We start from the raw sequence: 14,250 nt of genomic DNA, 5'->3' as shown, positions 1-14,250 counted from the left end.
TAATTTTGTTCATTGCTTTTTTTCTGCAAAGTTAAATATTTTGAAAAACAATTATGTGAAACAATATGCATCTCCCCTATGCTATTACTTGTAGATAGACTATCCTATGACCATATATAAATCTTTTTTCGCCATTCTCCTGTATTGCTTTTCTTACACTATGAGCCTGGCCCAGTGCATTCAAGGACAATGCACCAATGGAACAGGCACTTTTGTATATCCATCCGGAGCCAAATACAGTGGCCAGTTCGTGGCTTCCCAGATCCAGGGACTGGGTACCCTCTGGATGAATAATGGCAACACCTACTCCGGTCAGTGGGTCAAAAACTATAGGGAAGGTCAGGGCAAAATGATTTTTAAAAACGGAGATACGTACACAGGCTCCTTCAAACGCTCGAGGCTGGAAGGCAAAGGCAAAATGATATTTGCAGAAGGCGGATATTATGAGGGAGAATGGAAAAATGATATGCCCAACGGAAAGGGCATCTACTCTTATGCAAATGGAGAAAAATATGAAGGCTTGTTGTATGCGGGTGTAAGACAGGGCTTTGGCAGGTATTATTATACAGATCACTCCATCTACGATGGCCAATGGACCAACAATCTGCGCGAAGGGAGTGGAACACTTATACATGAAAATGGAGAAAAAATCACAGCTCAGTGGTACCAGGACCAGCCTTTAAGCAGCGAAGGTCCAGCTTTGGCCAATCAAAATACAGCACTTTCTTCTGATGCCTCCACACCAAATTCAGACCATAACGGGGAGCTTAAAAACTGTAATGAAAATGTGTGCCACAATGAAACCGGTGTATACACCTACAGGGATGGATCCAGATATGTGGGCACCTTTGATCATGGAGATCCTCGCGGCCAGGGCATATTATACTATGCCAATGGTGATCGGTATGAAGGTGAGTGGGATGATGTAGCCCCTCAGGGTAGAGGGGTTATGTACTTCACCAGTGGTAAAGTATTTGCTGCTATGTGGGAGAAAGGCAAGCCGGTAAAAATATTGGAAAACCGCCCTTTAATCCCTCAACGAAATGACATCAGACCTCAAACAAATGACGAAATCAAAATTTGGACCGTGGTGGTTGGCGTAGCCAGGTATGAACACATGCCTGCACTTCGATACTCCGATGATGATGCTTATAGGATTTATGCTTTTCTCAAAAGCCCGGAAGGCGGGGCTCTGAAGGATGATCAAATAAAGATCTTAGTCGACGAAGATGCCACCCGGGACAAAATAATCAGCGCCCTTCAGGAGCAGTTTGGGCGCGCAGATGAAAACGATGTAGTCATCCTCTATTACTCCGGGCATGGGGTCAACAATGCACTCATTCCTATTGATTTCGACGGTTTTAACAATAAACTTTACCACGACGAAATCACCCAGATCATGGAAAAGTCAAGGGCCAAACACAAGCTCTGTCTCATCGACGCTTGTTATGCAGGGGGTATGTCAGAGGCACAGGCTGCAAAAGCTGATTTTACTGTGTCTATGAATAACTATTATTCCACTTTCAACCGAGAACAAGGCGGCACAGCCTTTATTTTATCTTGCCGAAACAGGGAGGTTTCGCTCGAGGACAGCGGTCTGAGACAAGGTATATTCAGCCATTACCTCATTAAAGGACTCAAAGGTGCAGCCGATAAGAACAGCAATAAAATCGTCACTGTTCAGGAACTCTTCAATTTTATTTCCAGCCAGGTTCAATCCTATACCGATCATGTACAAAACCCCCAAATAGAAGGTCAGTATAATCCCAATATGCCTGTTGCATGGATAAGGGATTAACTGAATGATCATTAAGTATTATAATTTTATTTAATATTTAACAATAAGGTAATATCAGTTTTATACGGACTTAACATAACCACCAGAACTTAGAGGTGTATTTTAAACAGTTCAGGCTAATGATGAAAAAACGCAAAATTGATGTGGTAGTCCTTAGTGATATTCACCTTGGTACGTACGGCAGTCATGCCAACGAATTGCTTAATTATCTTGGAAGTATAGAACCTAATATGATTGTCCTTAATGGCGATATCATAGATATTTGGAATCTCCGCCTAAAATACTTTCCTACTGCCCATACTGAGGTCTTGCGAAAACTTCTAAAAATGGCTGGTCAGGGAATCAAGATCTATTACATCCCGGGCAATCATGATGAAGCTATGAGAAAATATCACAATCTAAAGTTGGGCAATATTAAAATTCTCGAGAAATTAATCATAAACCTGGATGGTAAAAAGCACTGGATGTTTCATGGTGATGTATTTGATGCTACCACCAAAGGCAGTGCTAAAATCATCGCCAAGCTCGGCGGCAAAGGGTACGATTTATTAATTTGGATCAATCGATGGATCAATAAATTGCTGCTCCTATTTGGTAAAGAACAGATGAGTTTTTCTAAAAAAGTAAAATCCGGTGTCAAAAAAGCTGTTTCCTGGATCAATAATTTTGAAGATACAGCCATCGAATTGGCCTTAAAAAATCAATATGATTATGTGATATGTGGTCATATACATCAACCTCAGATCAGAACCATATCTAAAGAAAATCGCACCACAACATATCTCAACAGCGGAGATTGGGTAGAAAACCTGACTGCTTTGGAGTATTTTGATAAACAATGGTCTATCTATCATTATAACAAAGCAGAATTTCCGGCAGGCCTCAAGCAAATTCAAAAAGAAATCAAGTCAGAAACTAAAATGGAACCCTCTATGATTGCTGCCATGATCGTTTCAAAATTGCAAATCCATTAATTTTTGGCTAAGATGAAAATATTATATGCGGTTCAGGCTACCGGCAATGGCCATATCAGCCGGGCTGTCCAGCTTACTCCACATCTTCAAAAACTAGGCCAGGTAGATATCTTCCTAAGTGGTCAAAACTGTACTTTGCCGGTAAATCTTCCAATAAAGTACACGAGTAAGGGCCTATCGCTATTTTATGGTCATCATGGTGGGCTCAGCCTAACAGACATCGTCAAAAAGAACAGTTGGACCACGGTGATCAAGCAAGCAAAAGCACTACCTACAGAGCAATACGATCTTGTAATCAATGATTTTGAGCCCATTGCAGCATTAAGTTGTAAGATAAAAAAGAAAGCGTCAATTCAGATAAGCCATCAAGCTAGCTTCCGAAGCCAGCTTTCTCCCAGACCCAAAGTCCGCAATCCCTTAGGAGAGTGGATATTAAAAGAATATGCCACTTCGACCCATTATATCGGTCTGCATTTCCAATCCTATGACGATTTTATATTACCCCCAATCATCAAACAGAACATTCTCTCCTCAACGCCTCAGGATCAAGGACATATCACCATCTACCTGAGTGGCTACGACAGGAAGTTTTTCCAACACCATCTGACTCAAATAAAAGGTCTGAAGTTTCATTGTTTTCTTCCACATATCACAGAGATCTCGGTGCATCAGAACATCACATTTTATCCAATTCAGGATGAATTATTCACCCAAAGCATGATCGGTAGTCATGGCGTGATCACCGGTGGAGGATTTGAGACTCCTGCAGAAGCGATTTTTTTAAAGAAAAAATTGATGTGTATTCCCATTAAAAATCACTACGAACAATATTGTAACGCAGCCGCGCTGATGGCGCTGGGTGTAGCCGTAAGGTTTACCCATCAACTCAAAGACTTCGCCAGTCATATAGATTTTTGGCTAAATCAAAAAACATTAGAGTTAGACTTGCCCGTACACGATATTGATGCAACACTCCAGAAAATAATGGTTTTGGCCAAAAATGATCCTAATTAGTGGTGTTATTGAGTATGCATGATAGACGATATTCTTAGTTTATATGAGCCGTGGTCAGCCTCATTTTGACAGCTTAGTCTGGCTCAGAAGTGCTATCAGGTGCTTTTAATATCCGATTTGTTCTCAAAAACCTCATTTCTTCTTCTATTTTAAAATTTCGATAAGGAATGAATTTGTAAATTTGCGCCCACAACATCAACTCTATGAAGTATTCAAAACGAATAAGTTATACTTTACTTTTTTTTATAGTCTTTAGCTTTTTTGCTTTTAGCCAGGATCTCTCAAAAACACTATTTACGATTAATAATAGTCCGGTCAGTGTGGACGAGTTTCTGTACATCTATGGCAAAAACAACGGAAAGGATGCAGATTACTCCAAAAAATCCCTGGATGAATACCTTGATCTTTACCAAAAGTTTAAATTGAAAGTAGCCAAGGCAAAGGCTTTGAAACTTGACACTCTTCAGGATCTTAGGGAAGAACTTCATATGTATCAGCAGCAGGTATCTAATTCGTACATTATGGACAAAGAGGTTACCGATCAGCTCATAAAAGAGATTTATGAGCGGCAGAAACACGACATTTCTGTAAAACATGTATTCTTTCAATTGGCTCCCAATGCTTCACCTGCAGATACCCTTTCCGCCTATACACGTGCTATGAAAGCTTACGAAGAATTGGCCAAAGGAGTGCCCTTTGGAAAAGTAGTCATGGACAATTCTGACGATCGATCAAATCTCAATTATAGTGGTGACCTGGGATATGTATCAGCTATGTTGCCGGAAGGATTTTACAACATTGAAAACACGATTTATGCTTTGAAAATCGGGGAGTTTTCTAAACCAGTCAGATCCAGTGCAGGCTACCATATCCTTAGGGTCGATGATATCAGACCTGCGCGCAAGGAAATAGAAATAGCTCAAATTCTTATCAAAAATCCTGCTGATCCTGGAAGTAAAGACAAAGCTATGCAGGTTTACCAACAATTGAAAAACGGAGGCGATTTCAAGCAGTTGGTCGGCACCTACTCCGAAGATGCCAACAGCAAAGCCAGGGATGGTTACATAGGCTTTATTGGGATCAATCAATTTGACAAAACATTTGAAGACGAAGTCTTTTCACTTAAGATAGATGGCGATATTTCAAAACCTATCGAAACGCGACTTGGATGGCATATCATCAAAAGAATAAGCCAGAAAGAAGAAGAACCATACGCTATAGCAAAAGAAAAAATCAAAGTTTTACTCGAGTCTGACAGCAGATACCAATATGCCAGAAGCAGAGTAATAGATCGTATCAAAAGCAATAATCATTTTCAGGTCAACGATCAAAACCTCAAGAACTTTACAGATGCATTGCCGACAGATGTAGCCTCATTTAGCTGGGAGGTATCCCCTGAATTGCCAGACTTAGAATTATTCAGATTAGGCAATTCCTCCTACACCTCTAAACCTTTTGCCCAATATCTTAAAAGCAATACGCAGGAGAGACTTCAATATCCCAACGGCACACCTGGGAGTGTCATTGTCCCGGCGATATTCAAATCTTATATCAACGACAAGGTCATTGAATTTGAGCAAGGCAATTTGTCAAAAAGTTACCCTGAATTCAGAAATCTGATGCGTGAGTATGAAGAAGGAATTTTATTATTTGAGATTACGAGGCAGTCAGTATGGGATAGAGCTTCAAGTGATTCGGTTGGTCTAAAGGCCTTTTACAATAAAAACAAAAGTGCTTATATGTGGAATGAGCGGGCCATGGTCAATGAGTACACCGTCAAATCCACTGACGAGGCATTGGTAAAGACCATTTATGCATATTCAGGCAAAAAATCCCAGGAAAAATTGTTTAAAAAATTTAATAAAAAACAAACTTTAGTGACATTTGAAAAAGATTATCTCGAGAAAGAATCAGAGGAGATGAAATCACTTTCCTGGACAGCCAACTTCCTGACACCATTCAATATCGATAAAGAAAAAGGCATTACTACCTGGAAAAAAGTGGAGAAGATACTCCCCCCAAGTCAAAAAACACTCGAAGAAGCACGAGGTTATGTCATAGCAGACTATCAGGATTATCTGGAGAAAGAATGGGTCGCACAATTACAAAAAGAATATAAAGTAGTAGTCAATCAGGAAGTATTCGACAGTTTGATTAAAAAATAAACTGAACTTTGAGCTACCTAAACTCACTTTTACTTTTCATGATCCTGATCCAAGGTTGTAATTTGCTTGATAATAAGAATAAACCAGTGGACAAACTCATCGCGACTGTTTATGACAAAAAATTACACCTCAGTGATATGGCAGGAATGTTTCCTCTAAACGCCAATCACGATGACAGCCTGCAATTGATAGGCTCTTTTGCTACAAGGTGGACTAAGGAGCAAGTTTTTTTAACGGAAGCAGAAAAACATATTCCCCAGGATTTGGAAATTGAAGAATTGCTCAAAAAATACAGTGAATCACTTATCAGCCTTAATTTTCAAAAATTGTTGACCGAGCAAAACCTGGATTCTTTAGTCTCTGAAGAAGAATTAAGGGATTTTTATGAAAAAACAAAGACCAGTATCAACTTGAGACTTCGATCATACGTTGTTACTTTGTAAAAATCCCGGATGATATCAAGGAACTGCGTAATGTCAGAGAATGGTGGGACGGAATAAATGATGATGCCAATCGTAAAAAACTAGCCCGTATGAGCGAGAAATACGACGGTATCTTTCACCTGGAAGATAGTGTCTGGCATAATCTTGAGGATATTGAAAGTCTTTTTCCCGCGAACCGAATCAGTACAAGAAACTGGACTACTGGGGAAAGCCTTAGTTTTAGTGATAAACAGTATACCTATTTTTTTCAGGTATTAGAATTAGTCTCGAAACAAGATGCAGCACCGATGTCTTATGTGGCACCCAAAGCGAGGCGCATTATCCTCAACCAAAGAAAAAACAAACTTGTCGAAGATTTTAAAACCAAATTATACGAAACCGAACTCAGAAAAAACAATGTCACTTTTCAATATAAATAATATGGCCGCACTCAAGTCTTTCCTTCTATCGGGCATCATCCTTTTATTTGCCTGGACAAATGCTGTCAGCCAAAGACAAATCATAGATAAAGTGATCTGTGAAGTGGGTAATGAAGTAATCTTACTCTCGGACCTGGCTGAACAGATCAAACTTATAGAATCTCGCCAGGGACCTGTGAGACCCGAAGAAAAGTGTTTTATGCTTGAGAATATGATGGTTTCAAAATTATTGGTTCACCAGGCCTTTGTGGATAGTGTAGTTGTCACAGATGAAGAAGTAAACAGTCAATTAGAAGCCAGGATAGAACGCATTCTTGAATCTATGGGCAATGATGTCACCCAGTTTGAAGCCTACTACGGTAAATCTATCAACGAAGTAAGAGAAGAATTTCGTACTGACCTGGAAAATCAACTCATCGCTGAAAAAATGCGTACTAAACTAATGGAAGATATCCTCATAACGCCTACAGAAGTCAAAGAATTTTACAATAAAATCCCAAGTGATAGTTTGCCTTACCTGAGCAGTGAGGTAGAAGTATCTGAGATCGTGGTAAAACCTGTGGCAAATGATTCATCCAAAGCCCGATCCAGGGCTAAAATGGAAAAGATACTAGTAAGACTGCAAGCAGGTGAGCAATTCACTGATTTGGCTTCTACGTTCTCTGATGACCCGGGTTCTGCTAGAAATGGCGGAGATCTTGGTTGGGCCAAACGAGGCACCTTCGTACCAGAATTTGAGGCTGCAGCATACAATCTCGAGCCATCACAGATTTCTCCAATCCTTGAGACTGAATTTGGCTTTCATATCATTCAGCTACTCGAATTGCGAGGAAATACCATTCATGCAAGGCATATACTGATCAAACCTGAGATCGAACAACAAGACCTTGACTTGGCCAAAAACAAATTGATCAGAGTCAAAAACATGATTGAGAAAGATTCCATCACTTTATCCCAGGCAGTAAAACAATTTGGAGATAAAAAAGAGCAGAGTTATAACAATGACGGAAGAATCACCAATCCCAAGACAGGCGATACCTTCTTTGAAATTAAAGACCTGGAGCCCGAAGTTTATTTTACCCTCGATACGGTCAAGGTGAAAGGTATATCCAATCCAGTAGAATTAATCACTCCTACTGGTGAAAAATATTATAAAATCTTATATCTCAATACCAGGACCGATCCTCATCAAGCTAATTTAAAACAGGACTATTCAAAATTCCAGGCATTAGCCAAAGAAGGCAAAAAGAACGAAGTGCTCACCACCTGGCTCGAGAGCCATATCCAGGATACTTACGTAAGAGTTGATCCTCTGTTTTTATCCTGCCCTAATGTTTCACAGTGGATAAAAAAAGATAAATAAGGGTTAGATTTTTATAATCATAATTGAAGAGCTGAGAGTCGTAATCCTATTTTCGTTTTCCTCTAGGTCACAGTCCAGGTCTGGTATTCTTTATATTTTAGCTGCATGATACCTCTGGCAGAACGAATGCGACCACAAAACCTGGATGATTTTGCAGGACAAGCACATCTGATGGCCCAGGGGGCAGTCCTTAGAAAGCTGATAGAATCTGGTAATACACCCTCTATGATTTTATGGGGACCGCCCGGATCCGGCAAAACCACTTTAGGTAGATTGATTGCCGCTCTTCAAAAACGATCTTTCTTCCAATTGAGTGCGATAGAGTCCGGAGTCAAGGATGTCCGCGAAGTGATAGACAAAGCACAAAGACAACATTTTTTTGACCAGGCCAATCCAATCTTGTTTATTGATGAAATACATCGATTTTCGAAATCCCAGCAGGATTCACTACTGCATGCAGTAGAAAAAGGCACTTTTTCACTGATTGGAGCTACTACAGAAAACCCCTCATTCGAAGTGATCTCGGCCCTATTGTCCAGATGCCAGGTCTTTGTGTTCAAGGCTCTGGACGACGAAGACCTGGTAAGGATGGCACTCAAAGCAACCACCCAGGATGAACTTCTCAAAGACCGAAAATGGGTCTTCACCGAAACCGATAGCCTCGTACTATTATCAGGAGGGGATGGTAGGAAGTTATATAATATCCTGGAGATCCTCTACTTGTCCGGAGAAGAAATCATTAATGTCACCAATGAGAGCGTGTCAGCTGCTGTGCAACAAAACATAGGCCGGTACGACAAGGGAGGAGACCAACACTATGATATAATCTCAGCTATGATCAAATCGATCCGTGGCAGTGATCCACATGCAGCAGTATATTGGCTGGCAAGGATGTTGCATGGTGGTGAAGATATTGAATTTATAGCCCGCAGATTGATTGTATCCGCCTCAGAAGATATCGGCCTAGCCAATCCAAATGCATTGCTCATCGCTACAGCCTGTTTTCAAGCGATACACATGATCGGTATGCCTGAAGCCAGAATCATCCTGTCTGAGACGGCCATCTATCTGGCTACCTCTGCCAAAAGCAATTCAGCCTACCTGGCTATCGATGCGGCTTTGGATGCGGTTAAAAATGAATCTTCTCAGCCGGTACCACTGCACCTGCGCAATGCTCCTACCAAGTTGATGAAATCCCTGGATTATGGCAAAGATTATAAATATGCACATGGCTATGATGATCATTTCGTACCTCAGGAATACTTTCCGGAGGCGATCGCGGGTACCCCTTTCTATATTCCACAGGAAAACGCATCAGAACAAAAAATCAAAGAGAGATTGATACAATGGTGGAAAGACAAATATTTATAGTCTCAACAGCTAATTGGTTTAAAATGGAAATTTGAAGATTTTGTTAATTACTTGCTTCCCAAGCTGCTTTCTCCAAACTCGTGCAGCCATAAAAAATTAAAAAGATTATGAGAATTACCATTCATGTTCCTCTTAGGGGATGTAGAGAGCAATTAAATATATACTATATTGATATATAACTAATTATATATTACAATTATCCTTCAATCTATTAGGTATCTAAGATAAGTTATAGCTATGCTATTTACTCAATAAAGGTCAAAAATTTAATTCACTCTCAAAACTAAATACCCTATACCAATCTAAAAAAATCATGACGAATATTATATAAACTTTGTCCAGATTATTGGAATATTATACCACTCATTTTTAATCTGCCATATAATAAAACGCAATTTGTTAATGAGTTCTTAATTTATAATTTTCGATTACCTTAGACATAGTTTTTTAACGTTAACTATTAAAAAACATAAGTGAGGATTACAGTTTCATTGTTGTTCGTTATAATTATCCTGGTGCAATATTTTACCAAGACCTGGATCATTCTATCGTTCAAGATGAATCAGGATTACATCGCCAAAGTTCTGTGTATTAATAAGAATAAACCCCAATTGCATTGCGATGGAAAATGCATTTTAATGCTTAAGATCAGAGCTAATGAAGAGAATCAACAAAAAAAAATGCCTCAAGTCCTGAAAATTCAAAATGAAATATCTTACTGTCTGCAAATATTGAATCCTCACCAAGTAATAAATCTTGTGGCTGAAATGAATCAAAACTTGATAGATGGCCACCAAAATTTATACAAAACTTCATTTGAAAAAAGTATTTTCAGGCCACCTCAATCGGGACCGTTAAATAAATTTAGTTAGATGCTTTTACTTTGAAGTATTCGCATATAAATACAACGCCTGATGGTATAAATTATCTGGCTTAATTCTCACATACTCGATATAAAGTATTATTTACAGTTAATGTTCAACTACAAAGTTTAGTTTAATATCTGGAAAATGGGTACATACAGATAATAAATTACTAATAGTTTGCCATATTCTGTTCTTGTTCAATATTAACAATTTTTCAGGTTAATATTTTATCATTGAATTTATTCTAATATTTATAAAAATCCTCTTTATGAAATACTTAATTATCATCTCACTTATAACCAGTATATGGTCATGTTCAAAAGATGCTACTGAGGAGACTAAGACAGGGACATTTATGTTTCATTTGCATACCTATATTGATAATGAAGAAGTAGACCTTTATAATATTAATTATCATACGCTAGAGGGACGAACGATTTCACTAAACATGGCTCAATTATATATCACGGATGTACAATTGGTCGGACTGGATGGATCAGTGTTTTCATTCTCCGGGAAAAAAATCATAAAAGTACTTGAAAAAGCTACTTATGAAATAGGTCAGGTCCCTGTCAAAAGATATAAATCACTTCGATTTAAAGTTGGTCTTGATGGACTGACCGATAAGCTTATACCGTCGACTTCATCAGATTCCTCCATCTTAAACAGGCCTGAAATGTGGTTTAGTAATTCAGCTCAACCGGATGGATATATCTATATGAATGTGCAGGGAAAGATTGATACATCTGCTACGCTGAATAAACCACCTGTGCCGTTTGCCTATAAAATCGGTACGAATAAAAATTATATTCAAATTACAATGCCTGAAAAAGAGCTAGTGGCAGAAGAAGGTCAAATTCTTTTTGGACATATTATTATCGATTATAACAAATTGTTTAACGGTGTCGATTTAAGGCAGGTTGATAACCTCTCTATTACTACACCTTCTTCAAATAGTTCAGCTCTTGCCTCTAAAATTGTAAATAATATTCATTCAATGTTTATTTACGAATAGTGAGATTGATCATCACTCTGATTGGCATAGTTTTTTATGGGTCTTCCTGTTTATATAAAAGTGAAGATCCTGTCTGTAATAATACGCCGGTTGAGGTTGGATTTCAACGGGACATTCTTCCCATATTTGCCCAACATTGTACTGCAATTGAATGTCATTCTGGCTCCTCTCCCGCGGGTAATCTTAAGTTGGAGCCCTCCGTTGCATATGCACAATTATCCAGAGTGGGTAAAGGCTATTTAGACACAATTAATGCCAAGTCCAGTGTACTGTATGCTTCAATGAACTCCAGATCAGATCCAATGCCACCGGATGGCAGATTGGATGTATGCACTGTAGAATTAGTCCTCGAGTGGATAACTCAAAAGGCTAAGGATAACTGAAACGAATTATTTTAAATTTTATATTACTCTCAACTAGTTAAATTATGAAATCAAACAAAATCAAATTTATTCCTCATATAGCTTTAATAGTATTTTTTACACTAACTGGCTTTTCGGCATTTGCACATTTTGGATCAAAGGGTCCATATGGTGGTTCCGTCAGTTGTGGGTTAGCATATGATTCATTAGTTTATATCGGTACATTTAATGGAGGTGTTTACCGAAGTACAAATTCAAGTTTGGTAGCCTGGACTCCCATTCCGGTGGGTTTAAAAAGCGGTAAAATATCGGCTTTGGCTCATTCCGGTTCGTATTTGTTTGCCGCCACACTTGACAGCGGTATATATATATTCAATGGGTTTGTTGGGACAGATCGTTATTGGAATAAAATCAATTCAGGTTTGAGCAATTTGAAGATAAAGTCCCTTATTGCCCTGGATTCCATTACATTACTCGCAGGCACCGATGGAGGAGGACTTTTTAAAACAATCAATAAAGGTAGTAACTGGATTCCAATCAATCATGCGGATTTGAATAATCAAACGGTGACCTCTTTGATCAAAGCTGGAAATAGAATTCTATTGTCCACACTTAAGGGAGGGGTTTTTGTTTCAACTGACCAGGGAATTAATTGGAGCTCTTTCAATGACCTGAATACAGCGGGGATTGATAGTACCCAATCCTTATCATACAACGCCAGCACTGACGAACTTGCAGTGATAAATAAAAATGGCATTTATATTTCATCCGCTGTAAGTACGACGAATAATCCTGTCTATATATTATCAAACTCGGGTCTGCCTTCGATACTAAATGTAAGATCCATTTCAAATAATGGAAATTCATGGTATATAGCTACAGATAATGGCGTGTTTAATACGATTGCAAGTTTGATTAGATGGGAAAGTGTCAATTCAGGATTACCAACTAATCAATCAACCGTAATCATACCATTTAGATCCAACCTTGTAGCTGGTACTCTTAAAGATGGTGTATTTAAATCAGCCGATAATATGATATCGTGGAAAGAAATGAATACAAATTTTAATAATCGTGAAACCTATGCTATGGAAACTAGCGGCATTACGGTGGTCGTAGTTGCAACTGATAACGGTGTTTATGCAAGCCGGGACCTGGCGTCCAGCTATCAGAGAGCCAATGTTGGATTGACGGATAGTTTAAATGTGACTTATTTAAAATTTGTAGGAACTACTTTATTTGCCGGGACTAAAAAAGAAGGTGTCTTTTCGAGTGCAGATACAGGCAGGACATGGACTCCCTACAATACAGGTCTTCCAAGCCTCAATATTAAAAAACTGTTTGCCTCAACTACAAGTACTACTTTATATGCACTGACCTCCAGTGACAGTTTATTTGTGAATGCAGGCTCAGGATGGTCTAGTCTGCAATCCGGTCTACCATCCAGGACCACAATTACCTCTATGGCATTTTATGGTAATGCTATTTATTTAGGCACATTTGGGCAAGGTGTTTTTGTGACCACAAACCAAGAAAGCAATTGGGCTTCGACTAATCCTGGATTAGCTAATTTGAATGTCACTTCTTTAGTGGCTAGTGCTACCAAAATATTTGCAGGCACAGATGGATCAGGGGTATTTGTTTCAGATGTTTCGCCGATCAATTGGCAACAAACCGCACCAGTCTCCATTTCACATACTACCTTGATGGGATTGGATGGAAATAGAATTCAGGAAATGGGTTATTATGCTAACTATATTTTTGCAAGTTATAAAGGAGGATTATTGGCAACGGCAGATAATGGTAAAACATGGATAGCTGGTGGTAATCAATTCAACTTACCTAGTTATACCAATGTCCATGCAATCACATTTGTTACCACCCGGGTATTTGTAAGCACAGATAATAATGCAGTTTATTCCAATGCATTATCCGAACTACCTGTCGTATTGGGTATTCATGACATCGATCATAGTGTAAGCAATGCGATCGCCATAAGTCCAAATCCTAACCAGGGTAATTTTACGCTTCAATTGAATGGTTTAAAAACAGATATCAGAGGAGTAGCCATCTTTGATAATATAGGAAGATTAATGTCGGATTTTACTTATGCAAAAGGCGAGAAATCAATCAGCATCCACACCGCCCATCCACCAGGGATTTATTTTATTCAAATCCGGACCAAACAAGGGATTGGAATCAAGAAAATGGTTATTAATTAAAACAACTGAATAAATATTAAGGAAGAATGATTTTATCAGGTGGATAGTAGCAAGATTCCTCTTTTTTGTTATTCATCGATTTAAAGATTTCTGAAAATTTTTGTATAATAATCATATTTAATTTAGCCCTAATCCAAGCATTTGGCATAGATTGCCCAAAGGGTCTGATGATTCCTATTGTCGTATCAGATCACGACGATAAATATCGTGATACTGATAGAATCATCAGTCACTCGTA

The 14,250-nt window shown here is 38.7% G+C and carries 11 protein-coding genes; all 11 read left to right on the top strand.

What is annotated here, in order from left to right; genetic code table 11:
* Window positions 1–106 precede the first annotated feature (106 nt).
* On the top strand, window positions 107–1,798 hold the full coding sequence (locus IPJ09_01590) for a caspase family protein (protein MBK7370143.1): 1,692 nt from the start codon (window positions 107–109) through the stop codon (window positions 1,796–1,798).
* 122 nt (window positions 1,799–1,920) lie between these two features.
* Window positions 1,921–2,772 carry a UDP-2,3-diacylglucosamine diphosphatase gene (locus IPJ09_01585; GenBank protein MBK7370142.1) on the top strand — a complete coding sequence of 284 codons (852 nt, stop codon included), beginning with the start codon at window positions 1,921–1,923 and terminating at the stop codon, window positions 2,770–2,772.
* A 12-nt stretch (window positions 2,773–2,784) separates the two neighbouring features.
* Complete coding sequence (locus IPJ09_01580) at window positions 2,785–3,786, top strand: glycosyl transferase (protein ID MBK7370141.1); 1,002 nt, start codon at window positions 2,785–2,787, stop codon at window positions 3,784–3,786.
* 203 nt (window positions 3,787–3,989) lie between these two features.
* The gene (locus IPJ09_01575) at window positions 3,990–5,951 is read left to right on the top strand and encodes a peptidylprolyl isomerase (GenBank protein ID MBK7370140.1); all 1,962 of its coding nucleotides are present in this window, start codon (window positions 3,990–3,992) and stop codon (window positions 5,949–5,951) included.
* 38 nt (window positions 5,952–5,989) lie between these two features.
* The gene (locus tag IPJ09_01570; protein MBK7370139.1) at window positions 5,990–6,394 is read left to right on the top strand and encodes a hypothetical protein; all 405 of its coding nucleotides are present in this window, start codon (window positions 5,990–5,992) and stop codon (window positions 6,392–6,394) included.
* 89 nt (window positions 6,395–6,483) lie between these two features.
* Entirely contained in the window at window positions 6,484–6,813 is a 330-nt protein-coding gene (locus IPJ09_01565; protein MBK7370138.1) for a hypothetical protein, read from the top strand.
* 1 nt (window position 6,814) lies between these two features.
* Window positions 6,815–8,176: a peptidylprolyl isomerase gene (locus IPJ09_01560; GenBank protein MBK7370137.1), complete on the top strand. Its 1,362-nt coding sequence runs from the start codon at window positions 6,815–6,817 to the stop codon at window positions 8,174–8,176.
* A gap of 105 nt (window positions 8,177–8,281) precedes the next feature.
* Window positions 8,282–9,547, top strand: coding sequence for a replication-associated recombination protein A (locus tag IPJ09_01555; GenBank protein MBK7370136.1), 1,266 nt, complete (start codon window positions 8,282–8,284; stop codon window positions 9,545–9,547).
* Between the two features lie 1,134 nt (window positions 9,548–10,681).
* Window positions 10,682–11,428 (top strand): hypothetical protein, encoded by a 747-nt coding sequence (locus IPJ09_01550; GenBank protein MBK7370135.1) that lies wholly within the window; start codon window positions 10,682–10,684, stop codon window positions 11,426–11,428.
* A complete protein-coding gene (locus IPJ09_01545; protein MBK7370134.1) occupies window positions 11,428–11,811 on the top strand; it encodes a hypothetical protein in 384 nt (127 codons plus the stop codon). Before IPJ09_01550 ends, IPJ09_01545 begins: the two co-directional genes overlap by 1 nt.
* A gap of 44 nt (window positions 11,812–11,855) precedes the next feature.
* On the top strand, window positions 11,856–14,012 hold the full coding sequence (locus tag IPJ09_01540; GenBank protein ID MBK7370133.1) for a T9SS type A sorting domain-containing protein: 2,157 nt from the start codon (window positions 11,856–11,858) through the stop codon (window positions 14,010–14,012).
* Window positions 14,013–14,250 lie beyond the last annotated feature (238 nt).

The sequence above is a fragment of the Saprospiraceae bacterium genome (genome assembly GCA_016709995.1).
Taxonomy (GTDB): domain Bacteria; phylum Bacteroidota; class Bacteroidia; order Chitinophagales; family Saprospiraceae; genus JADJLQ01.
This window is presented reverse-complemented; position numbering and strand designations above follow the sequence as displayed.